This is a genomic window from Variovorax sp. 770b2 (assembly GCF_900115685.1).
Lineage (GTDB): Bacteria > Pseudomonadota > Gammaproteobacteria > Burkholderiales > Burkholderiaceae_C > Variovorax.
In genome coordinates this window covers 1,669,778-1,691,772 of the sequence record NZ_FOXJ01000001.1, presented here as the reverse complement: position 1 = coordinate 1,691,772, position 21,995 = coordinate 1,669,778, and the positions used below count along the sequence as shown (strand labels likewise).

The window sequence follows — 21,995 nt, the reverse complement described above, 5'->3', positions numbered from 1 at the left end:
TCTGGTCGACAACCGTTGCACGGCCCCGTTCAGGGAGCCGATGCGGTTGCGCCAGCGCCCGCCGCGCCGCCGGTGCCGCCACCGTTGCTGAAGCCGCCTGCATTGCCGAAGGCGAAGTTGCTCACGCCGAAGGAGCCGCCGGTCGAGCCCGCCGTCGTCGAGGTGGTGGTGCCGTTGACGAAGCCGTTGATGGCGCCCGACGAGGCGTTGTAGTTGGACGTCGTGCCCGAGGTGCGCGTCACCACGGCCAGGCCGCCGCCGGGACCGGCTGCCGTGCCAGCCGTGTTGTTGGTGCTGGAGGCTGCACCGCCGGTGGCACTGCCGCTCACCGCATTCGGGCCGCCCGCGCTGTAGTTGGCGCTGCCGGCCGAGGTCGAATTGGCCGAGGCGTTGGCACCGCCGAGGGCGACGCCGTTGCCGGTCGTTGCGGCCACGCTGGTCACGCGCCCCTGGGTGGTGGCCGAACCGCTGGTCGTGGCGCCGCCGATGCGCAGGCCCGGCAGGCTGATCGCGCCGCCCGCTGCATTGGCAGTGGCCGAGGAGCTGGAATTGGCCGCGTTGTAGCTCAGTGCACTGCCCGTGCCCGAGCTGGCTGCCACCGACCCGGCGGAGCTGGAAGAGCCCGTGGTCGTGCTGGTGACGGCAAGGGCCGTGGTGCTGGTCGCCGAGGCCACGCCTGCAAGCAGGACCACGGCTGCCGTGATGAGAGTCTTCTTCATGATGATGCTTCCTCGAATGGTGTTGAAACGAACCCGATCGCCGGCGAATCCGGCCTATCAGCCAACGGTCAGCGAGCCCGGATTGAATGTTCCGTTGCGACCGAAATGCAGTTTCAGCGTCCAGGAGGAATCTCAAAATGCCCAGTGGTGGGTAGTGCGAGGCTATGGCGAAAGCTATGCGGAAGCCCGTTTCGGGCATCTCGCCAAAGGCCCTGTTCCGCATGAGGGCGCTTGCATTTCCTACTCCTTTAGTTCACATTCACTTCAGATTGCAACAAGACGAAACCAAAGTAATCAAAAAATCTCGAAAACGAAATTTGAGTAGAAATGGATTAACTTTTGCTCACGAAGTAGCGGGTAGTTTTTGTCACCAGGGGATAGAAATGGAAAACGAACTTGACATTTCATTGACGGACATGGGCGGCGGTGCTAGGAAATTTTCCAACCCCGGCCAGTTCGGCGGGCTGCTCGCACCCTCCGCCGACACGCTCCCCTGGCCCGACTATCTGACCGGCCAACAGACCAAGCCGGTGCGCGTCGTCCTGGTGGACGACGACCCCTTCGTGCGGCGCGTCATTGCCCAGGAATTGCTGGGCGACCTGCGCATCCAGCTCGAAGGGCAGGCCGGGAGCCTGCGCGAGGGGCGGCGCCTTTTGATGCAGCATGAGTTCGACGTGCTCATGGTCGACATCCGCCTGGGTGACGGCAGCGGGTTCGAGTTGATCGAGGAAGCCAAGAAGCACCGCAGCGCCGCCGAGATCATCGTCATCTCGGCCATCGAGGACGAGCCCCAGGTGCTGCACGCCTTCGAGCTCGGGGCCTCGGGTTTCCTGGTGAAGAACGCGTGGTTCCAGAGCTATGCGCAGGCCGTGCTGCAGGTGGTCAACGGGGGCGCCGCCATCACCCCGCGGCTGGCGCGGCGCCTGCTCGTGCACCTGGACCACCAGCGCACCAACCAGAGCCCGGTCCGTCCGCCCGAGACCAAGGCGGCGCTTTCCACGCGGGAGCGCGAAGTGTTGCGACTTGTAGCCACAGGGTATGTGACCGAAGAGATCGCGTTGCAGCTCACCATCAGCGCGCAGACCGTCAATGCCCACGTGAAGAACATCTACCGCAAGCTCCATGCGCACACCCGCGCGCAGGCGGTGAGCTTCGCCTCGCACCGGGGGCTGCTCTGACCTTGTGGCAACCAGGCGCAACCTGCCGGCCCGCTCATGCTGTCCTCGGTGCTTCTCCAGCTGCCGCTCTATCTGGAAGAGCAGTTCGTGTGGCTCTCGATCGCCGCATGGGTTGCGCTGCTGGCCTGGCTGTGGCCCCGGGCTTCGCGCCGCCGGATGCTGCTGTGGGCTGCGCTGGCCTTCACGCTGCACCTCACGCCGGTGACCGGACAGGTGCTGCGGGCCACCACGGCGCTGACAGTGGTCGGAAGCAACGTTCCGCCGGCCGTCTGGGTGCTGCAGGCCGCCAACATCGCCGTGTTCGGCATGATCATCGGCATCGGGTACCTCTCGCGCCGCCGCGTCGTGCGCTTTCGGCAGGTGCAGGCGGTGCTGGCCGAGCGGCGCCGCATCGCCAGCGACCTGCATGACGGCGTGGGCTCCCGGCTGGTGGCGCTCCTGGCCAGCCAGGACCCGCGCTCGGCCGAGCCGAGCGAGTTGTCGATGGCCCTGCAGGCCTGCCTGCTGGAATTGCAGATGACGGTGGATTCGCTGGACGACCAGGCCTCGGCCACCATCGCCGAGCGCCTGGCCCACCTGCGCTACCGGCTGCAGCCCGCCTTCGACCGGCTGGGCATCGGTCTCGCATGGAACGTGCACGAGGTGCCGCTCGCGCATGCCATGTCCCCCGAGTCCGCGATGCAGGTCTGCAGGATCGCGCAGGAGGCCTTGTCCAACGCGCTGCGCCACTCCCACGCCAGCCGCGTCGAGGTTCGCTTCGGCCCGCGCGGACGCTCGCGCGGGCTCGTGCTCGAGGTGCAGGACAACGGCCGCGGCCTGGACGCCTCGGCCCCCATGCCGCTCGAGCAACTGGGCAAGGGGCTTCGCAGCATGCGCGCGCGGGCCGATGCGCTGCACGGCGAACTGGCGGTCATGGACGCCGTTCCCCAGGGCCTGTGCATCCGCCTGGTGCTTTCCGGCGAAGCGCTGGCGCCTGCCGCCGCAAAGCCCGACGCCGGGAGCAGCCTGTAACAGGGCTGCGGCGCCGGCCGCCGGAACCCGTCCGCGCCTATGGCAAACTTCCGCGCTTTGCCAGGGATGCGCTCAAGACATGCAGAAAATCATTCGCCAGCTCGCCACTGAAATCAAGGTCGGCGAGCACCAGGTGAAGGCCGCCGTCGAACTGCTCGACGAAGGCGCCACGGTTCCATTCATCGCCCGCTACCGCAAGGAAGTGACCGGCGGCCTGGACGACATTCAACTGCGCGAACTCGAAGCGCGTCTTTCCTACCTGCGCGAACTCGAGGACCGCCGCGTGGCGGTGCTCAAGGCCATCGACGAGCAGGGCAAGCTCACCCCCCAGCTGCGCGCCGCGATCGAATTCGCGCCCACCAAGCAGGAGCTGGAAGACCTGTACCTGCCGTTCAAGCAGAAGCGCCGCACCAAGGGCCAGATCGCCCGCGAATTCGGCATCGAGCCGCTGGCCGACAAGCTCCTGGCCGACCCGACGCTCGATCCGGCCGTCGAAGCCAAGGCCTTCCTGCAGCCGGCCACCACGCTGGACGACGGCAAGCCGGGGCCCGATTTCTCCACCCCGGCGCTCGTGCTCGACGGCGTGCGCGACATTCTTTCCGAGCGCTGGGCCGAAGACGCCGTGCTGGTGCAGCGCCTGCGCGAGTGGCTCTGGGCCGAGGGCCTGCTCAAGTCCAGCCTCATGGCCGGCAAGGACGAGAACAACGCCGACATCGCCAAGTTCCGCGACTACTTCGAATACGACGAGCCCATCGGCCGCGTGCCCTCGCACCGCGCGCTGGCCGTGTTCCGCGGCCGCGCGCTCGACATCCTCGACGCCAAGCTGGTGCTGCCGGTGGAGCCCGAGCCGGGCAAGCCCAGCATCGCCGAAGGCAAGATCGCGCTGCACCTGGGTTGGAGTCACGCCGGCCGGCCGGCCGACGACCTGCTGCGCAAGTGCGTGGCCTGGACCTGGCGCGTGAAGCTGGCCCTGTCGACCGAGCGCGACCTTTTCACGCGCCTGCGCGAAGACGCCGAGAAGGTCGCGATCAAGGTCTTCGCCGACAACCTGCGCGACCTGCTCCTGGCCGCACCCGCCGGCCCGCGCGTCGTGATGGGCCTGGACCCCGGCATCCGTACCGGCGTGAAGGTGGCCGTGGTCGATTCGACCGGCAAGCTGGTGGAGACCGCCACCGTGTTCCCGCACGAGCCGCGCAAGGACTGGGAAGGCTCGCTGCACACGCTGGGCAAGCTCTGCGCCAAGCACGGCGTGAACCTCATCGCCATCGGCAACGGCACCGCCAGCCGCGAGACCGACAAGCTGGCCGCCGACCTCATCAAGCTGCTGGCCAAGATGGCCGCGCAGGCCGGCGCGCCCGAGATGACGGTCGAGAAGGTCGTGGTCAGCGAGGCCGGCGCCTCCGTGTATTCCGCCAGCGAATTCGCTTCGCAGGAAATGCCCGACGTGGACGTGAGCCTGCGCGGCGCCGCCTCCATCGCGCGCCGCCTTCAAGACCCGCTGGCCGAGCTCGTGAAGATCGACCCCAAGAGCATCGGCGTGGGCCAGTACCAGCACGACGTGAACCAGAGCGAGCTCGCCCGCACCCTGCAGGCGGTGGTCGAGGACTGCGTGAACTCGGTGGGCGTGGACCTGAACACCGCGAGCGTGCCGCTGCTCAGCCGCGTGTCGGGCCTCTCGGGCAGCGTGGCCAAGGCCGTGGTGCGCTGGCGCGAATCGAACGGCGCGTTCTCCACCCGCAAGCAGCTGCTGGACGTGACCGGCTTCGGCCCCAAGGCCTTCGAGCAGAGCGCCGGGTTCCTGCGCATCCGCGGCGGCGCCGATCCGCTGGACATCACCGGCGTGCACCCGGAGACCTATCCGCTGGTCGAGCAGATCATCGTGAAGACCGGCAAGCCGATCGCCGAGCTGATGGGCCGCGCCGAGATGCTCAAGACCCTGAAGCCCGAACTCTTCGCCAACGAGAAGTTCGGCGTCATCACGGTCAAGGACATCCTGGGCGAACTGGAGAAGCCCGGCCGCGACCCGCGCCCCGACTTCAAGGTGGCGCGCTTCAACGACGGCGTGGACGACATCAAGGACCTGGTCGAGGGCATGATCCTGGAGGGCACGGTGAGCAACGTGGCCCAGTTCGGCGCCTTCGTCGACCTCGGTGTTCACCAGGACGGCCTCGTACACGTGAGCCAGCTGAGCCACAAGTTCGTGAACGACGCGCGCGAGGTCGTGAAGACCGGCGACATCGTCAAGGTCAAGGTGATGGAGGTGGACGTGGCGCGCAAGCGCATCGGTCTCTCGATGAAGCTGGACGCAGCGCCCGCGCGCCGCGACGGCCCGCGCGACAACCGCTTCGAAGGCGCAGGCCGCGGCAACCAGCAGCAGCCGCGCCGCGACAACTCGCCCCAGCCCGCCGGCCAGATGGCCAGCGCGTTCGCCAAGCTGCAGGGGCTGCGCAAGTAGTCGCCGGCAGAGGGTGCGGCCACCTGTTAAACTAGTCAGCTAACTAGTTTGATGGGTGGCTGCCATGAAAACCTGGCCGGTACAGGACGCCAAAGCGCGTTTCAGCGAATTTCTTGAGGCTTGTCTCAACGACGGTCCGCAAATGGTCACCAAGCGAGGGGCCGAGGCTGCCGTGCTGGTCCCGGCTGCGGAATGGCGGCGGCTGCATGAGACGGCCCGGCCTTCGCTCAAGGAACTGCTTCTTTCCGAGCAGGCGCGCACCGAGTTTCTCGTTCCACGGCGAGGCGCTGCGCGCAGGCGCCGCGTCACGCCGATGCCCTGAGGGTTCGCATGTATCTCCTGGACACGAACGTCATTTCGGAGCTGCGTCGGCCTCGTCCTCACGGCGCGGTCGTTGCATGGCTCGCTCCCATCGCCGACATCGACCTGCATCTCTCGGCTGTGACGCTGGGTGAAATCCAGGCCGGCATCGAGTTGACGCGCGAGCAGGACGCCGCCAAGGCCGACGAAATCGAGCAGTGGGCCGTGCTGGTTGCAGCCTCGTACAACGTCCTGCCGATGGACGCGGAGACTTTCAGGCTGTGGGCGAAGCTCATGCATCGCAGCTCCGACACGCTGTATGAAGACGCCATGATCGCCGCCACAGCCAAGCAGCACGCGCTGACCGTCGTGACGCGCAACGTGGCCGACTTCGCCGGTTTCGGCATCGAGGTCTTCAATCCGTTCGGGCCGAGCCCGGCATGAAAGCCCTGCGCATCTACGCCGGCCCCGCGGCCCGCAAACACATCGAGCAGCACGGCCTGCGTCCCGAGGACGTGCGCACCGTTCCCGGCGCGGCGGGCGGGCCGAAGGGCCTGATCCTCGGGCCGCTGGACCGCTTCATCTTCGGCCGCTGGCTCACGCAGTCGAGCCAGCCGGTGGATCTGGTGGGTGCGTCGATCGGCGCGTGGCGGCTCTCCACGGCCTGCCTCTCGGACCCCGAGACCGCTTTCCAGCGCTTCGAGCACGACTACGTGCGCCAGCAGTTCGAAGTGCCGCCGGGCCAGAAGCGCCTGAGCCCACCCCAGCTCAGCGAGCGCTTCGCGCAAAGCCTGGTCGATTTCTACGGCGGGCGCATCGGCGAGGTGCTGAACCACCCGCGCTATCGCCTGCATGTGGTGACCTCGCGCGGGCGCCACATCCTCGGGCGCGAGGGCAGGGCGCGCACGCCGTTCGGCTACCTGGGCGCCTTCGCGTCCAACAGCGTCTACCGCAAGAGCCTGGGCGCGTGGCTGGAGCGCTGCGTGTTCTCCACGCCAGGCGCGGTGCTGCCTTTCGGCACGCAGGACTTTCGCACCCGCCAGCACGCGCTGAGCGAAGCCAACTTCAACCTGGTGCTGCAGGCCTCGTGCTCGATCCCGTTCCTGCTCGCCGCGGTGCACGACATCCCGGGCGCGCCGCGTGGCGCGTACTGGGACGGCGGCATCACCGACTACCACCTGCACCTGGACTACCAGCCTGCCGACGAAGGCATCGTGCTGTATCCGCACTTCCAGCGCGCGGTGGTGCCGGGCTGGCTCGACAAGGGCCTGCGCTGGCGCCACAAGTCCACCGGGTTCCTGGACCGCATGGTCGTGCTCGCGCCCGATCCCGAATGGGTGAAATCGCTGCCCAACGGCAAGCTGCCCGACCGCAAGGACTTCATCCATTTCCAGAACGACGCGCAGGCGCGCATCGCGGCCTGGGGCAAGGCCACGCGTGAGGCGCAGCGGTTGTCGGACGAGCTGCAGGAATGGCTGGCGCGCGGCAGCGCCGCAGAGATACTCCCCCTCTGAGACGGCTCCGGCCGCTTCATCGATTCCGCGTCGGCCACGGCGCACCGTCTCTAAAAATCACTCGAATCCATTCACAGGGAGCGTTCATGAGAAATCTCTTCTCTTGCCTTGCGCGGCAAGCATTTCGGGCATTCATGGTCCTGGGCCTCTGGAGCGGTGCAAATGCCGCCACCTGCGATATCGGAAGCCTGGCCACGCTGGCCTCCTGTCTTCAATATCAAAACTCCTACGACACCTTCAGGTTCACCGCCGATCTCGTGTGCGGGCAGAACGGCGCGAGCGATTGCTGCACGGCGGGAGGTGGTCCATTGCTGGAAATCAATTCACTTCAGAACAAGGTTTTCGACGGCAATGGTCACCGGTTGACGCGCCTCACGCAGCAAAAGGTCTGTCCTGCGATCCGCATCTCGAACATGGCCTCCAACATCCAGCTGTCTCGCCTCGTTATCGATGAGAACGGTGCGGTGCCTCCGTGCAGCCCCAACGACGCATGCCCGCCGACCATCGATGTCGCCCGCTCCTCCGACGTTCGGCTCGACGATGTCCACGTGCATGACGGCAAGGCCTATGTGGTCAACGTCTGGGGCGTGAACGGCTTCAGCTTCCTGAATTCCTCGGTATCCAGTGCCGGAATCATCGGCCTCTACATCGGGCATGCGCTGTTCGAGAACAGCAGCAGGATCCAGGTGCGGAATTCCGTGTTCGCCGCATCGCGAACCAATGGCCTCGCGATCGAAGGCGCAGGGGGCACGACGCCCGGCGACAACGTCATTGCCAACAACGTCTTCAACCGCAACCACTACAACGGCCAGTGGCCCGACGGGCGTGGCGGAATCACGACCGGTGGCCAGATGTATCTGGTTCGCGCCAACAACCTGAGCGTTGTCAACAATGTGTTCGGCGACGGCCGCTGCTTCAATTGCTCCAGCCTCGAGGTGTCGGCCGTCGAACTCGGAACGGCCAACGCGACCGACGGCGTGACCCTGTCCAACATCCAGTTCTCGGGCAACTACATCTACAACCACCCCGGCGTGGGCTTCTACCTGAATCAGGGCTCCGCGATCGACACCTCGTTGCAGGTCCACGGGAACGTGGCGCGCGGCGTCGGCACGTTCACGAATCTCTCTTCGTCTAACACTGGAAGCAATGTCATCGGCGACGCATCGATCACGCTGGCCCATGGCGGTATCAACGACTACGAAATCCAGCGGCTGTCGGGTGCCTTCCACTACGAGAGCTCGTGGCCAATGCCGAACACGGTGAAGGAGGCGACGATCGCACTCAGTCTCTCGCCGCGACCCAGCGCCAGAAGCGCGCCTGTCTATCGCTGCGTGCAGTCGACGGTCGCGCAGAACGACTTCATCAGCCTGGATGCGAACTGCGAAGGCCAGGTCCTGCACTCCATCCTGGGCTATTCGTTCGAGCAGGGGTTTGCTGCATCGCAACGTTTCTACCGATGCCGGGTGGGCAGCGACCATTTCGTGAGCTGGGATCCGGCGTGCGAAGGCCAGGTCGTCGACGGACCGTTGGGCTACGGCGTGCCGCGCTGAACCTCGATGCCGGCCCGCGGACCGATCGGGCCGGACAAACCCTGACGGGCATCGCAGATGGCGCTTCGAGAATGGCCCGATCCATTCAGAAGCAACAAAGAAAGAGACAAGCCCTCATGCCGCATTCCACGCTGACACGCCGCCGATTCACGCTCGCCGCTGCCGCATCCAGCCTCGCCGTCCCGGCCTTCGCGCAGACCGCGTGGCCCAGCAAGCCGATCCGCATCGTCGTGCCGTACACGCCCGGCGGCTTCACCGACCAGATGGCGCGGCTCGTGCAGATCGGCCTGCAGGCGCGGCTTGGCCAGCCGGTGCTGATCGACAACAAGCCCGGCGCCAACAGCCTCATCGGCGTCGACGCCATCGCCAAGGCGCCGGCCGACGGCAGCACCTTCGGCGTCGTCATCGCGGCCTACGCGGCCAACACCACGCTGTACCCCAAGCTGCCCTACGACCCGCAGAAGGACCTGACGGGCGTCTCGCTGATGGGCATCTCGCCGCTCCTGGCCGCGGTGAACATCAACGCGCCGTTCAAGACCGCGCGCGAGCTCATCGACTACGCGCGCGCCAACCCCGGCAAGGTGAGCTTCGGCTCCTCGGGCAACGGCTCGGCGGCGCACCTGACCACCGAGCTGTGGAAGTCGCTCACGCAGACCTACATGATCCACATCCCGTACCGCGGCGCCGTGCCCGCGCTCACGGACCTCATGGGCGGGCAGATCCAGCTGTTCTTCGATGCGCCCACCGGCCTCATCAACCAGGCCAAGGCCGGCAAGGTGCGGCTGATCGGCGTGGCGGGCGACAAGCGCCTGGCGGCCGCGCCCGAAGTGCCGACCTTCATCGAGCAGGGCTTCGCGGGCTTCACCGGCAGCACCTGGGCCGGCATGCTGGCACCGGCGGGCACGCCGCGCGATGTCGTCAAGCGCATGTCGGAGGAGGTGGCGCGGATCATCAGGAGCGACGAGACGCGTGCGAAGCTCGACGCGATGGGCACCATTCCGGCGGGCAGCACGCCCGAGGAATTCGATGCATTCATCACGGCGGAGACGGCCAAGTGGGGCAAGGTCATTCGCACGGCGGGGGTGAAGGCGGAATAACGCGCTCGCGCGTTCGATCGCCGCGTGTGGCGCATTCGCCCAGCCGCGCCGGCTTGTTGGCCGGCGCGGCCTTTCTCGCTCGGCGTTTTACTGCTTGTCGGTCTGCGTGTTCGTCTTTGCCGCAGCCTTCATGCGCATGACCTGCTGGGGCGTGCGTTGCGACTGAAAGCGCAGCACGTCGTCGAGCCGGACATAGCCGCTGCCGGCTTGGTCGATCTCGCTGAAATGGTCGCTCACGAAACCCCAGCCTGCCGCCTTGGCCTGCTGCTGGGACAGCATGCCGTTGACGTCGCCCCCCGCGGCGGCGGCGAAGCGCTCGCTGGTCTGGGTCTGGACGTGCTGCACGACGGAGTTTTCAGTCGGCTTCGGCGGATGGACCCAGCCCTTGGGCGGCGGTGGCGGCCTGGGCATGTCGTCGTAGGCGTGCGCGGTGCTCATGCCCATCAACGGCACGAGGGTGGCGATGGCGCTGGCGGTCAACCAGAAAGATGTGTTTTTCATGGTGGTCCTCGCTTACTGGAGTTGGGCGGCCGAAGCGCTGGCGCCGGCGCTGTCCAGCGCGTCCTGGGCCGGCAGGGCGTAGTAGTCGTTGAGCGTCTGCTTGAGCGGCGCCCGCGATGCCTCGGTGTTGTAGATCATGTGGCCGCCTTCGAACCATTTGACCGGGATCCGGCTGCCCAGGTTCACGCTTTCCAGGTCCAGTTCGGTCTGGAAGCCCGGCGTCGCCACGTCTTCATAGCCGTGCAGGATCAGCATCTTGCTGTTCGGGTTGGCGGTCAGCACCGCCTGGATGTCGGTGATGCTCTGCGGGTAGAAGTCGCTGCTGCCGGCACGCCGCCATTTCCAGGCCTGGATCGTCTGGTCGTTCAGCGGCTGGTAGGCCGTCTTGTTCTTGTAGTTCACGAAGTCGGGGAAGTAGGTCTTCATCTGGTTCAGGAACGCGACGTTGATGTAGTCGTCCGCCGCAAAGCTGTTGCCGTTGGGAACCTTCATCCGCGCGTCGTAGCGGCCGAGCGTATTGCCCGCGACCAGTGCCGTGCGGAAGCTGGCGGGACCGTAGTTGAAGCTGCTCTTCCAGGTCGCCGCGGAAATGCCGGTGTAGGCCGCCATCTGGTTGAGCACCGTCTGGCCGGCCGTGCTGGCGGCGAAGGTGTTCCACTGGCTCTGGCTCCTGGGAACGCTGAAGTCGTTCGGGCCGAAGTAGGTGGTCAGCGTTTTCTTGAACGTCGTCCTCGCGAGGGTTCGCAATTCGCCCAGGTACTGGTCCTGGGTCTTGTTCCCGCGCTTGGTGGTTTTCTGGAAGTAGTCCGCCGCCATCGCATACGAGGGGATGTAGCCCTCGCAGGACGACTGCTCGTCCATCATGTCGCAGTTGGAGTTGTAGTCGACCAGCGGCGAATTGAGGATGAACCCGGCCAGCACCTTCGCCGGCTTGCCCGAAGGATCGGGCACATAGCCGCTGGTGCCGGCCTGCTCGAGCAGGTTGGCGACGATGGGCGTGCGGATGCCGCCATACGACTCGCCATACAGGTACTTGGGCGAACTCTGGCGGTTGAACTTGTTGGTGTAGGCGACGATGAAGTCGGCCACCACCTGGGCATCGATGTCGGTGCCCCAGAGGTCCGCGTTGCGCAAGGGCGAGATGGCGGTCGAAAGCCCCGTGCCGGGCGGATCGACGAAGACGATGTCCGACTTGTCCAGCAGCGAGATCGCGTTGTCCTCGAACGGGAAGCTCGTGGGTTGCACGGTGGGGTTGGGCATGTTGGGCGCGTCCGACTTCAGCCGCTTCGGGCCCCATGAGCCCATGTGCAGCCAGATGGACGCGGAGCCGGGGCCGCCGTTCCACAGGAAGGTCACGGGGCGGTCTTCCCTGGGCAGGTCATCGCGCGTGTACGAGGTGTAGAAGATCGCCGCCTCGGCCTTCTTGGTGGCGCCCACACCCTTGTAGGCCACCAGATGCCCGGCGCGCGCCACGTAGTTCAGGGCCTGCCCATCGATGGTGATCGTGTGTTGCTTGAGCGAGGTGTCCTCGTTGACCGACGACAGCGCGATCGAACCGGTTCGCGTCGTGTTGTAGGTGTTGGGATCGTCCAGGACCTTGTCCACCACCGCCACGTTGGCAAGCGCATTGCTGCCGGCGTTCGGCGCGGGTGCTTCGGCCGCCGGCCCGGACGTGGGCGCGCTTGAAACCGGCGCGAATGACGAGGGGCTGTCGCCCCCACCGCCGCATGCCGCCAGGGCGGCGGCGGCAAAAGCCGTGAAGACGGCTCGACTCAAACTTCTGCGATGCATGAATGCGATCTCCGAGAGGTCAAAAAAAGAACGGCACTGGTGAGCGCCGTTCGCCTTCGAGCCGGGCCGCGAGATGCCATCCGACTGCGAATGGCCGCACGACCCGGTTCGTTTCGGCGCTCGTTGTGCAAGCACCGAAATTCGATGATCTTTCAGTCTTCCCTCTGCGCTGCGGATTCAGAAAACCCTCGCTGGTCCTGAATTGAATTCTGGATTTTTCCGAATTGCAAGAATAAATCTTCCAATGTAGTCAATCCACATTACATTGCACGTTAATTAATTATTTCGATTTCAATCTTTTGGTTGATTGATTAATTCATCGATTAATTGATCGGCAAGCGGAATCTATTTTTCGCAGCCTGACTGAAAGCTGACTTGGTGGACGGCCCCGCCACAGGAGTTCGATGCGTTCATCACGGCGGAGACCGCCAAGTGGAGAGAAAAATGGGAATAACGCGCTTCCGTACGCACTGAAGGTCATTCGATTGGCGCCGCAGGGATAGTGCGGTCCGTCCCCAGGCGATCGAGAATTTCACGGCCTCCGAAGAAAGGTAGGGCGCGATCCGGAAATGGACGGCACCTGTGAATATTCAATTCAATCAAATGGAGACAAATCTTGACCAAGACAAAAAACAGCAGGTCTTCGCGGCAACGGTATTCGCTGCGGTTGCACAGGGCGCTTTTCGCAGCGGTTGCCTGCGGAGGATTTTTTTCATTGGCCCATGCAGCCGGCGATATTTCCGGAACCCTCATCCGGACATGCTCCAACCAATTGAATGGGGCGGCATATGGCGATGCCGTACTGAATGATCTTCGCAGTGCGAAATTTCCCTCGCCAAGAACCGGGGGATTCAAGATTGCCTCGGTGGAACAGGTCTGGCTTGCACTTCCCTCCTATTGCCTGATCAAGGGAACGATCCAGCCCGCTTCCCCCGGTGGAATAGACCCCGCCGTCAAGGCACCCGACTACCGGGTTCCCGATATCAATTACCAGGTCTATATCCCGTCGCAATGGAATGGCAAATTCGTCCAGCTCGGTGGCGGTGGATTTGCCTGGAGTGCCGATGTCGTGGCGGCGGACCTGCAGGCCAACCAGCAATTCTCGCCCTCGGTCCAGGGACCGGCGTTGTCCAATTACGCGGTCGTTCTCAGCGATGCGGGGGCCGGCGATTCCTCGAAGGCATTCGATCCGCAATTCGTGCGGCCCGGCAAGCAACTCGGCGATGTTCCGAGGCAAGAGGCCGTGAAGAATTTCGGGCAGGACGCCATCAAGAAATCGCTCGATGTTGGGTTGTATCTGGTTAAGAAATTGACCGGAACGACGCCCACCGATACCTATTTCGTAGGTATTTCCACGGGCGGCAGGCAGGCATTGAAAGCCATTGCGAACTGGCCGGATGCATATGACGGTGTCATCGCGGGCGCTCCCCCCGTCGACGAAACCAATCTGCTCAAAGCGCTGGAGGTGCCGGCGGTGGTCAATGATTGGGTGGTCAATTGGAACAGCAGCGCCGCCATGCTCACCAGTCTGTTCGGTCAGGATGTATCGGCTCAAACCCTGAGCGATGCGCTGGGTGCGACTTCACGGCACCTGGCGAATGTCGCCATTGAATCCGGCGCGAATTACGACGGCTACAACAGGCTGTTGGATGCGCTCGCGCCTGTATGGAATGTCAAGCCGGGCGATCTGGGTGATTTCTTCGATGCCGCTGCGAGCCAGAAAAGGGCGGGAAAAAAAGGAAAGAAGATCATCATTTACCAAGGAACGTCTGATTTCCTGGTGCCTTGCACCCAGGCCGGAAAATTCGTCAGCCAATTGACCAGAAAAGCGACTGCAGGCGAAATAAAGGATTCCGTTCGCACTTATTTCATCGAAGACTACAGCCACGGCTTCTACAACACCAATTCATTGCTCAAGAGAATTGGACTGAGCGCCATGCAATTGAATTGGAATGCTGTTTCCGATCTCGACCGATGGGTGCACGACGACAATGCCGGCGCCGGCGCACCGTCGCTGGCCAGAAATGCATCGGGCGCCATTCCCGCAAACCAGGCATTGAGCGCGTGGGGATGCCTGGCGGCCGATTGATCCCGGCGGAGCCGACGCTCAGGCCGCCAGCACCAGCACCTTGAACTGGCTCGGCACGATCCGCATCCCGATGATGTTGCAGCGGTTCTGCACCGACAGGCTGGTCATGCGTGTGCAGGGCGTGCCTTTCAGCAGCACCGTGAACGCGCCGGTGATGTGGCGCGAAGGGCCCATCACCGTCTGCGACACCACGCCCATCAGCACGCCCGCGTTGTCGCCGTTGGTGATCGGCGTGGTGGTCGCCATGTTGTGCGCGGGCGTGCCGCCGTAGAGGATGTTCCAGGCGTTGGGAATGGCCGTGGGCCCGAGCGCGAAGTTGGGGTAGGGGATGGGCAGCGCCGGCGGCGTCTTGCAGACGTCGGGAAAGGCGAGGTCCACGCCCATCATCTGTGCATTGGCGAACATGGCAACGGCTCCTTGAATCGGTGATGGTCAACGGGCGTCAGCCCATGTGGATCTGTTCGGCATCGACCTTGACCAGCGCCTTGCTGGTGACCAAGGTGTTCCTGGCGTGCAGGCGAAGCGTCTCCTTGGCCTGCATGTCGATCTGGCCGGCGCGCACCTGCTCCACTTCTTCGGTCAGGCGAAAGCTCGAACGCGTGAGCACGCTCAGCCGGTCGAGCACGGTCTCCAGCGTGCGGCCCACGAAGCGCGCGACCAGCGTGGTCACGCGCACCTCGGCGCCGCGGTAGTCCATGTCGGCGATGTCGACGCGCGCCTTCTGCGCGTGCATGTGCAGTTCGGGCGCATCCAGCGCGATGCGTCCCTGGCGCGAGCGGATCGTGAGGTCGCCCTCGGTGACGATGTGCGACTGGCTGGCATCTGCCTGGGTGATGACCGCGATCAGGTAGAGCCGTTCGCGGTGCGGCCCGGCCACCAGCACGGTGTCGCCCGTGGCGGGCTGCAGCAGGCAGCTCGCGGCGAGTGGGCAATGCCAGGGGGCGCCGCCGTCCTGCGGCGCGACGAGAAAGCCGCCATCCGCCAGCGCTTGCACTACCGTGCCGAGGGCGCTGCCCGTCCATAGGGAGACGGCTGTCGTGGCGGAGGGCAGCGGCTTGCGCAGCAGCGCCTGCATGTCGGGGGAGTACATGTCGGGAGAGTGCGCGTCGGGGGAGGGCGCGTCGTCGCCGGCAGCAACGCCGGCCGGGGCCTGGGCAGATTCGCGGATGGCGCGGTGGGTCATGGGGCGGTGTCCTTGGGGTCGGGTGGCAGTGGCCGCCCGAAGGTGTCGCGGCCCGCGCGTTGCGGACGGCGCGCGCGAGCGGCCGAAAAGCGCTCGGCCTCGAACAGCGCGGGATCGCTGTCGAGCACGCCGAGGCGGTCGCTCCAGCGCGTGCCGGCTTCGATGGCGCGGTGCAGCTGCGTGCGCTGGAAGGTGGCGCCGCGCATGTCGGCATCGCTCAGGTCGGCATACGAAAAATCCGCGTAGACCAGCTGGCTGCGCGCGAACGAAGCGCGGTTGCAGCGCGCGCGGTGGAACACGCACTGCACGAGCTGGGCGTCCGAGAGGTCGGCGTCGGCCAGCGTCGCACCGACCCAGATGCCCTGTTCGAAATGACCGCCGCGGCAGTCGGCGCCGCGCAGGTCGGCTTCCGGAAACAGGCACTGCGGCGCATGCACGCCCGTGAGCACCGCGCGTTCGAGCTTCGCGCCCTTGAAGTTGCATTGCGTGAGCCGCGCGCGGTCGAAGTTGCAGCCCGCGAGATGGGCGTCGATGAACTGGCAGAGGTGGAATTGCTGCGCCGAGAAATCCTGCCCCGCCAGGTCGGCCTCGCTGAAGATCACGTTGTGAAAGCTCGCCCCCTTGAAGCTCGCGCCGCGCAGCCCGGCGCGGTAGTAGACGGTGGTGTCGAGCCGCACGTCGTCGAAGCGCGCCCCGTCCAGCGTCGATTCGCCGAACACGGTCTTGGTGAGGTCGGCGTGGTCGAAGCGCGCCGCATCGAGCGTGCTCTTGTGAAAGGCCGCGAGGTCGAGCCGGGCCGCCCCGAAGTCGGCGCCCTGCAGGCTGGAATCGCTGAAGGCGGCCCGCGTCATCGTTGCGCCCTGCAGGCTCGCCTGCTGCAGGCTGCACTTGTGAAAGGCCGCGCGCTGCAGGTCGGCGGCGGCCAGCCGCGCGCCATCGAAGCGGCAGGTGTCGAACATCGATTCGGCCAGCTGCGCGCCTTCGAGGCTCGCCTGCGAGAAATCGCATTCGCCGAAGGTGCCGCCGCGCAGGTCGAGGTGAGCGAGGTGCATGCCCTTGAAATCCTGGCCCTTGATGAACTCGCCGCCGCGAACCTTCTGCGCCAACGCCTCCGGCGTCATCGCGCCGGTTCCGCCGCGCGCCGCGGGACGGTCTTGGCCTGTTCGATGTGGGCGCCGCGGGTTTCGGTGACGGTGTCGATCAGCGCCTGCGACACGTCGGCGCGAAAGAGGTTGGCGTCGCGCAGGTCGACGCCCACGAGCGTCGCTTTCTGGAGGCTTGCGTTCATGAGGTTGGCGCCGCGCAGCGACGCATGGGTCAGGTCGGCGCGGATGAGAAGGCTCTCGGGCGCATCGATGAGGCTCAGGTCCGCGCCCACGAGGCTGCAGCCCGAGAAGTCGCAGGTGTCCAGCGTGGCGCGGGCCAGGCGGGCACCGTCGAGCACCATCTCGCGCAGGCTGCACTGGATGAGCGTCGCGTCCTGCAGGTCGATGGTGCGCAGGCTGCTGGTGCCCACGAAGCAGGTGGTCTTCAGCGTGGCCGCGGCGAAGGCGATGCCGTGGTCGCCGACGGTGTGGACCCAGGCGCAGGCCTCGAGATTCGCCTCTGAGAAATCCAGGCGCTCGACCACGCAGGAGATGAGCCCGAACTTGTGCAGCTTCGCCGCGCGGAAGCTGCAGTCCACGAGGCGGCTCTGTTCGAGCAGCGTCACGTAGTCGAAGTGCGCGCGGTCGAAGCGGCAGTTCTGGAAATGCATGCCGAAGAGGTTCAGGTGCGAGAAGCGCGCATCCGAGAAATCGCAGTCGTCGAAGCGGGTTCTCTCGATCGTCGTTTCGTCGAACTGCGCGCGCGCGAACGAGGTGCGCGCGCAGTGCGCAAGGCTCAGGTTGGCGCCGCGCAGCACGCAGCCGGCGAGCGACGCGCCTGCCAGCCGCGCGCGGACCAGCACGGCTTCGGTGGCGTCGGCATCGTCCAGCCGCGCGCCGGAAAGGTCCGCGCTCTCGAGCAGCGTGCGGTGCAGGCGGGCGCCGCGCAGGTCCATGTGCGAGAGGTCGGCGCCTGTCAGGTCCATGCCGCAGAGGTCGCGGGTGGTGGCCATGAGCGCCTGCACGCGTGCGCGTGCCTCGCCGGCGCGCCCGGCGGTCATGGCATCGGCCGCGGACTGGTGCTGCGCGCCGAGCCGGTACATGTCGATGAGGCCGCGCTGGCCGCTTTCCGCGGTCTTGCGCAGGTCCGCCTCCTGGGCCGGCGACAGCGGCGCGGTGCGCGTGGCCGGGGCGATGCCCCGCATGCCCTGCATCACGGCGCGCGCATCGAAGCTGGGCGGGCCCTTGGCCTGGCTGCCGTTCGCATCGGCCACGAGCGTGCCGCTGTCGAAACCCACCTTGCGCGACTCCACCGCATTGGCCTCGGCCATCTGCGCGAGCTCGCGGCGCGCGGCGTCGAGCTTTTGTTGCTGCTCGCGTTCGTAGACCTTGGTGCGCTCGATGAACTCGGGCAGTTCGTTCAGCTTCGGCATCTTCGTGAAGGGCGCGGGCAGCGCCTGCGCCTTGAAATGGCGCGGCTTGTGGCCGGCGGCCAGGCCTTGCTGCGTGAGCTCTTGCCGTAGCGCGTTGCCGCGCTCGCGCATGTTGCGCACGAGCACGGACTCTTCCTCTTCCATCTGGTCGATCCACGGGCCGATGGCTTCGGCGGGCAGCAACTCGTCGTCGCGGAACATGTAGAGGCCGCCCGTCTCGGGGTCGCTGCGGCGCTGCAGGATCGCGAAGTAGTGTTCGAGCGGCCGCGCGGTTTCGGCGGCGGATTCGATCGCCGGCATCACGTGCGTCACGTCGGCAGCGTCGTCTTCCGCGATGGCGGTTTCGCCGTGCCAGATCAGCGCTATCTGCGACAGGTGCGGAAAGAACCAAGCGGTCGTGAGCCGCAGCGGCACCTCCTCGAACCGCTCGGGCTCGGCCTGGCCCGACGCGGCGCCGTTTTTCTTGTGCGCGATGAAGGCGCGCGCGCGCCAGTCCGGCAGCCGGCCGCGCTGCACCGGCAGGGTGGGGTGCATGTTCCACACCTCGTAGGGCGTGCCGCCCGGAATGCGGTCGTGCGCGGGCCAGCGCTGCTCGGGCGATGCGGCGTTGAAGAGGCGCCAGTCCATGTCTTCCGAAAAGCCCGGAAAGAGGTTCTCGCGCCAGTGCGCGTCGTAGTGCTTGCCGATGAGGCGCATGCGGCTCGGCCAGCTCACGTCCATCGCGCCGAAGCAGGCGGGCTCCGGCTGCCGAAAGGGAGGGTGAGAGGGCTGGTCGATGCGGCGGTGCGGATGTTCCACGTTGGGCAGGCGCTGCACCAGCAGCCCATTCACCAGCTCGGGCGCATGGCCGATGCCCAGCGGGTTGTCGGCGAAAGCCGGGCCGCCGAAGGCACGCGTCCAATCGAGGCGCATCGATTCGAAGGGCTGCGGCGCGGTCGCGCGGCCATCGAGCCAGAAGCGGTCGCCGAACACCACGAGCTGCCGGCTCAGCGCGCCGACGTTGAGCGCGACGGCGCAGGCGGTCTTTTCTTTCTGGTGGTGCGTGTAGGCATGGCCGGTCGCGAGGAATTCGGCGCAGGCCTTGGGCATGCCGAGGTCGAGCACGCCGGCGGGGCCCAGTTCGCTGGAGACCGCTTTCCAGAACTCGGGCTCTGGCAGCAGCACGGGCCCTTCGCCCATCTCGCCCATCTCGTCCATCGCGACCATGCCCATCGCCGTCACGCCCAGCCGCTGGTGGCCGGCGCGCAAAAACGGGCGCGTGATCACGCTCAGGCGCAGGGGTTTGACGGTCTTCACGGCGCGGCCCGATCGATCATCAACCCGCGGCGCGCGCGATTTCGAGCGGCGTGCGCGTGCGGTCGATGGCCAGGCTCGATGCGTCGTCGGGGTCGCGCAGCAGGTGCACCCGCGTGCCCGCGATGCAGAACTGCGGCAGCAGGGCTTCGTCGACCAGCGTGCGCAGGACGGCCGGGCTCGCGCCGCCCGCGCCGTCGAACACCTTCAGCGACATCTCCACCGCCAGCACCGTCTGCCCCTGCGAGCCGCCGCGCGAGAGCTCGTGCTCCGAGCGCTTGACCGACTCGACGATGGCCTCGGCCGGAATGCCGCGTTGCGCGAGGCGCTTCCAGGTTTTTTCTTCGGCCGAGTAGATGCGGTTCTCGCGCGAGGCGACGATCACCACCGAGATGGCCGTCACGATCACCGCGCTCATCACGACGGCGAAGACGATCCAGAGCAGCGTTTCAAACCACAAGGGTCAGCACCTTGAACTTCGCGGCAAGGCCTCCGGTGGCGATGAGCATGCCCTTGTTCGCGATGGCCAGGCCCTTGGTGCTGACCTCCAGCGGCTTGTTCTTCAGCGAGAAGACGGCCGTGTCGATCTTCACGGTCGCGATCTGCGCGTTGAGCCCGGCGTAGTACTGCAGGCGCGCGCCCCACACGTCGAACGACATGCCCACCAGGCTGATGCGAAGACCCACCCCGCCCGCGCGGAACCAGCGCCAGTCGCTGCTCTTGGCGTAGTTGTTGATGTAGGTGGCGGAGTTGTTGGTGTAGTTGACCGTGAGGTTGTTGTAGGTGGTCGAGGTCGTGTTGTAGGTCGTCGTGTTGATGACGTGCTGCGTCGTGTTGTGGATGTGGTTGGTCGTGTTGAAGGTCACGTCGGGCGAGGTGTGCACCGTGGGGCCGGTGACGATCGTGGTCGAGGGGCCGTTGACCGTGACGTTGTTCGAGGTGTCGATGGTGTCGGTGCGGCCGTCGCTCACAAAGCGGATTTCCTTGCCGTCGATGGTGCCGTGAAAGCCCCCGGTGATCGCCAGCTGCACGCCGCCCGCGATGGTGTCGTTCAGCCCGCCACTGAGGGTGCGCGTCTTGCCGCCCGATATCGTTTGCGTCACGCCGCCGGCGATCGTTTCGCCGAAGCCGCCGGTCACGCTGCGGGTGTCGCCGCCGGTGATGGTTTCCCTGGCGCCCGCGGTGACATCGCGCGTCTCGCCGCTCTGGTAGGTGGCCGACTCGTGGCCCTTGATGAGGGTGGTGCGGGTGCCGTCGGTGGTGTGGGTCTCGTCGGCTTCGACCTCGACATCGAGGTTGCGCTCGGCGTGCAGCAGGATCTGCTCGGCGCCCGTGCGGTCCTCGAAGCGCAGCATGTTGGCCTGGTTGGCCGCGCCGCCGGTGCTGGAGCGCGTGAGGATGCCGCTGGCCGTGGCGTTGGCGGGCAGCTCCCAGGGCGGCATCTGGTCGTTGTTGTAGACGCGGCCCGTGATGATGGGGCGGTCGGGCTCGCCGCCGATGAAATCGACGATCACTTCCTGGCCCACGCGCGGCATGTGCATGGTGCCGTAGTTGGTGCCGGCCCAGCTGCTGGACACGCGCACCCAGCAGGAGCTGTTCTCGTCCGATTGGCCATAGCGGTCCCAGCGGAACTGCAGCTTCACGCGGCCGAAGCGGTCGGTCCAGATCTCCTCGGGGCCGACGACGGTGGCGGTCTGCGGGCCGTTGGTGCGCGGCTTGGGGGTCCTGCGCGCGGGGCGGTAGGCGACGGTGGAGGGCAGCACGGTGAAGTCGAACTCGCACACCGATTCGGCGCTGCCGCCGCTGGAATACTCGGGCTCCTGCAGGTCGTAGCGCGTTTCGGTGACCAGGTATTCGCGGTTGTCGGCTTCGCGCGGGCAGTGCGTCATCTGGAACAGATAGCCCGGCGCCATGCCCACCACGTTGGTGTGGCCCGCGGCCAGTTCGTAGGCGCACTGCAGCTCCTGCAGGCGGATCTTCGCGTAGGCGTCGCCCTGGCCGTGCTCGCTGTAGCCGCCGAGCCATTCATAGACTTCGTAGGTCGAGTGGTCGTGCGGCTTGGGGTCTTGCTGAACGCTTTGCAGCGAGGCGCGCGACTTCTTGAAATCGAAGTCGTCCAGCATCACGCGGCCCGAGGTGATCTGCTCGGCGATGCGCCAGCGGTCGATGCACGGCTCCATCGCGTTGACCACGCGGTCGCGCGGGCGGTAGGGAATGGTGGCGTAGCCCGGCAGGTTGCCGTAGCCGCCGGTGTCGTCGGCCAGCACCAGCAGGTGCGATCCGTTGCTGTGCTCGAAGTGGTAGGCGATGCCTTCGTGCTCCATGAGGCGGCTGGCGAAGGCGAAGTCGCTCTCCTGGTATTGCACGCAGTATTCCCACGCACGGTAGCTGCCGGTCAGGCGCTTCTCGAACTGGAAGCCGTATTTGCCCAGCACGTCGTCGAGCACCTCGGGCACGCTCTTGTTCTGGAAGATGCGGCAGTCGGTGGTGCGCGTGAGGTACCAGAGCCAGGGCTGCACCAGCGCGCGGTAGATGTAGTGGCGGCCGGTCTCGTTGGCGCGGCCCACGAGCTCGAAGCGCACCACGGTGCCGTTGAGAAAGCGCGGCGCGCCGCCGTCCGTGAGCTCGATCGTGAGCGATGTGCCCAAGAGCGTCTTCAGGTCCAGGCTGAAGCTCGGGCTGACCATGTCGACCTCGAACTCGAACAGCTGCGAGAGGCCTTCCCGTCCCCGCATCGCGCGGAACTTCAGCTGCTCGGTGTTCAGGACGGTGTGAACCTGGACGGTACGTGGCATT

18 protein-coding genes are annotated in these 21,995 nt (G+C 66.1%); 9 read left to right on the top strand and 9 right to left on the bottom strand.

Annotated elements, in window-relative coordinates; all coding sequences use genetic code 11:
* Positions 1 to 29: 29 nt before the first annotated feature.
* Entirely contained in the window at positions 30 to 719 is a 690-nt protein-coding gene (locus tag BM133_RS07725; RefSeq protein WP_093432765.1) for a hypothetical protein, read from the bottom strand.
* A gap of 383 nt (positions 720 to 1,102) precedes the next feature.
* On the opposite strand from BM133_RS07725, the gene BM133_RS07720 reads away from it, so the two are divergent.
* The 8 genes from BM133_RS07720 (at position 1,103) to BM133_RS07685 (ending at position 9,824) form a co-directional block, all read left to right on the top strand.
* A complete protein-coding gene (locus BM133_RS07720) occupies positions 1,103 to 1,897 on the top strand; it encodes a response regulator transcription factor (RefSeq protein WP_093432764.1) in 795 nt (264 codons plus the stop codon).
* Between the two features lie 36 nt (positions 1,898 to 1,933).
* A complete protein-coding gene (locus BM133_RS07715; protein ID WP_093432762.1) occupies positions 1,934 to 2,908 on the top strand; it encodes a sensor histidine kinase in 975 nt (324 codons plus the stop codon).
* Positions 2,909 to 2,987: 79 nt separating this feature from the next.
* A complete protein-coding gene (locus tag BM133_RS07710) occupies positions 2,988 to 5,363 on the top strand; it encodes a Tex family protein (RefSeq protein ID WP_093432761.1) in 2,376 nt (791 codons plus the stop codon).
* A 64-nt stretch (positions 5,364 to 5,427) separates the two neighbouring features.
* The gene (locus BM133_RS07705) at positions 5,428 to 5,685 is read left to right on the top strand and encodes a type II toxin-antitoxin system Phd/YefM family antitoxin (RefSeq protein WP_093432759.1); all 258 of its coding nucleotides are present in this window, start codon (positions 5,428 to 5,430) and stop codon (positions 5,683 to 5,685) included.
* A gap of 8 nt (positions 5,686 to 5,693) precedes the next feature.
* Complete coding sequence (locus BM133_RS07700) at positions 5,694 to 6,107, top strand: type II toxin-antitoxin system VapC family toxin (protein ID WP_093432757.1); 414 nt, start codon at positions 5,694 to 5,696, stop codon at positions 6,105 to 6,107.
* Positions 6,104 to 7,177 (top strand): patatin-like phospholipase domain-containing protein, encoded by a 1,074-nt coding sequence (locus BM133_RS07695; RefSeq protein WP_093432756.1) that lies wholly within the window; start codon positions 6,104 to 6,106, stop codon positions 7,175 to 7,177. The genes BM133_RS07700 and BM133_RS07695 overlap by 4 nt, the downstream gene beginning before the upstream one ends.
* A 134-nt stretch (positions 7,178 to 7,311) precedes the next feature.
* Positions 7,312 to 8,727, top strand: a complete 1,416-nt coding sequence (locus BM133_RS07690) for a right-handed parallel beta-helix repeat-containing protein (protein ID WP_177224749.1) — start codon at positions 7,312 to 7,314, stop codon at positions 8,725 to 8,727.
* A gap of 116 nt (positions 8,728 to 8,843) precedes the next feature.
* Complete coding sequence (locus BM133_RS07685; RefSeq protein WP_093432752.1) at positions 8,844 to 9,824, top strand: tripartite tricarboxylate transporter substrate binding protein; 981 nt, start codon at positions 8,844 to 8,846, stop codon at positions 9,822 to 9,824.
* 87 nt (positions 9,825 to 9,911) lie between these two features.
* On the opposite strand, the gene BM133_RS07680 is transcribed toward BM133_RS07685, so the two are convergent.
* Both BM133_RS07680 and BM133_RS07675 read right to left on the bottom strand, forming a co-directional pair.
* Positions 9,912 to 10,325 carry a hypothetical protein gene (locus tag BM133_RS07680; RefSeq protein ID WP_177224748.1) on the bottom strand — a complete coding sequence of 138 codons (414 nt, stop codon included), beginning with the start codon at positions 10,323 to 10,325 and terminating at the stop codon, positions 9,912 to 9,914.
* Between the two features lie 12 nt (positions 10,326 to 10,337).
* Positions 10,338 to 11,870, bottom strand: a complete 1,533-nt coding sequence (locus tag BM133_RS07675) for a S10 family serine carboxypeptidase-like protein (RefSeq protein ID WP_256219203.1) — start codon at positions 11,868 to 11,870, stop codon at positions 10,338 to 10,340.
* An 862-nt stretch (positions 11,871 to 12,732) separates the two neighbouring features.
* Between BM133_RS07675 and BM133_RS07670 the strand changes: the two genes are divergently transcribed.
* Positions 12,733 to 14,205, top strand: a complete 1,473-nt coding sequence (locus BM133_RS07670; protein WP_177224747.1) for a tannase/feruloyl esterase family alpha/beta hydrolase — start codon at positions 12,733 to 12,735, stop codon at positions 14,203 to 14,205.
* Positions 14,206 to 14,223: 18 nt separating this feature from the next.
* Here the strand turns inward: BM133_RS07670 and BM133_RS07665 are convergent, their stop codons facing one another.
* Genes BM133_RS07665 through BM133_RS07640 form a run of 6 tightly spaced genes read right to left on the bottom strand, consistent with a single transcriptional unit; the run spans position 14,224 to position 21,994 of the window.
* Positions 14,224 to 14,610, bottom strand: a complete 387-nt coding sequence (locus BM133_RS07665; RefSeq protein WP_093432747.1) for a DUF4150 domain-containing protein — start codon at positions 14,608 to 14,610, stop codon at positions 14,224 to 14,226.
* A 37-nt stretch (positions 14,611 to 14,647) separates the two neighbouring features.
* Positions 14,648 to 15,388 carry a DUF3540 domain-containing protein gene (locus BM133_RS07660; protein WP_093432746.1) on the bottom strand — a complete coding sequence of 247 codons (741 nt, stop codon included), beginning with the start codon at positions 15,386 to 15,388 and terminating at the stop codon, positions 14,648 to 14,650.
* Entirely contained in the window at positions 15,385 to 16,509 is a 1,125-nt protein-coding gene (locus tag BM133_RS07655) for a pentapeptide repeat-containing protein (RefSeq protein ID WP_093432744.1), read from the bottom strand. The genes BM133_RS07660 and BM133_RS07655 overlap by 4 nt, the downstream gene beginning before the upstream one ends.
* Positions 16,506 to 19,202 carry a DUF2169 family type VI secretion system accessory protein gene (locus BM133_RS07650; RefSeq protein ID WP_093432743.1) on the bottom strand — a complete coding sequence of 899 codons (2,697 nt, stop codon included), beginning with the start codon at positions 19,200 to 19,202 and terminating at the stop codon, positions 16,506 to 16,508. The genes BM133_RS07655 and BM133_RS07650 overlap by 4 nt, the downstream gene beginning before the upstream one ends.
* Positions 19,203 to 19,221: 19 nt before the next feature.
* A complete protein-coding gene (locus BM133_RS07645; protein ID WP_256219086.1) occupies positions 19,222 to 19,659 on the bottom strand; it encodes a hypothetical protein in 438 nt (145 codons plus the stop codon).
* On the bottom strand, positions 19,649 to 21,994 hold the full coding sequence (locus tag BM133_RS07640) for a type VI secretion system Vgr family protein (protein WP_093432741.1): 2,346 nt from the start codon (positions 21,992 to 21,994) through the stop codon (positions 19,649 to 19,651). The genes BM133_RS07645 and BM133_RS07640 overlap by 11 nt, the downstream gene beginning before the upstream one ends.
* Position 21,995 lies beyond the last annotated feature (1 nt).

Excerpts from the sequence above, each read along its gene's own strand:
- BM133_RS07725 (WP_093432765.1), bottom strand. The coding sequence starts at position 719 with ATGAAGAAGACTCTCATCACGGCAGCCGTGGTCCTGCTTGCAGGCGTG.
- BM133_RS07720 (WP_093432764.1), top strand. The coding sequence starts at position 1,103 with ATGGAAAACGAACTTGACATTTCATTGACGGACATGGGCGGCGGTGCT.
- BM133_RS07715 (WP_093432762.1), top strand. The coding sequence starts at position 1,934 with ATGCTGTCCTCGGTGCTTCTCCAGCTGCCGCTCTATCTGGAAGAGCAG.
- BM133_RS07710 (WP_093432761.1), top strand. The coding sequence starts at position 2,988 with ATGCAGAAAATCATTCGCCAGCTCGCCACTGAAATCAAGGTCGGCGAG.
- BM133_RS07705 (WP_093432759.1), top strand. The coding sequence starts at position 5,428 with ATGAAAACCTGGCCGGTACAGGACGCCAAAGCGCGTTTCAGCGAATTT.
- BM133_RS07700 (WP_093432757.1), top strand. The coding sequence starts at position 5,694 with ATGTATCTCCTGGACACGAACGTCATTTCGGAGCTGCGTCGGCCTCGT.
- BM133_RS07695 (WP_093432756.1), top strand. The coding sequence starts at position 6,104 with ATGAAAGCCCTGCGCATCTACGCCGGCCCCGCGGCCCGCAAACACATC.
- BM133_RS07690 (WP_177224749.1), top strand. The coding sequence starts at position 7,312 with ATGGTCCTGGGCCTCTGGAGCGGTGCAAATGCCGCCACCTGCGATATC.
- BM133_RS07685 (WP_093432752.1), top strand. The coding sequence starts at position 8,844 with ATGCCGCATTCCACGCTGACACGCCGCCGATTCACGCTCGCCGCTGCC.
- BM133_RS07680 (WP_177224748.1), bottom strand. The coding sequence starts at position 10,325 with ATGAAAAACACATCTTTCTGGTTGACCGCCAGCGCCATCGCCACCCTC.
- BM133_RS07665 (WP_093432747.1), bottom strand. The coding sequence starts at position 14,610 with ATGTTCGCCAATGCACAGATGATGGGCGTGGACCTCGCCTTTCCCGAC.
- BM133_RS07660 (WP_093432746.1), bottom strand. The coding sequence starts at position 15,388 with ATGACCCACCGCGCCATCCGCGAATCTGCCCAGGCCCCGGCCGGCGTT.
- BM133_RS07655 (WP_093432744.1), bottom strand. The coding sequence starts at position 16,509 with ATGACGCCGGAGGCGTTGGCGCAGAAGGTTCGCGGCGGCGAGTTCATC.
- BM133_RS07640 (WP_093432741.1), bottom strand. The coding sequence starts at position 21,994 with ATGCCACGTACCGTCCAGGTTCACACCGTCCTGAACACCGAGCAGCTG.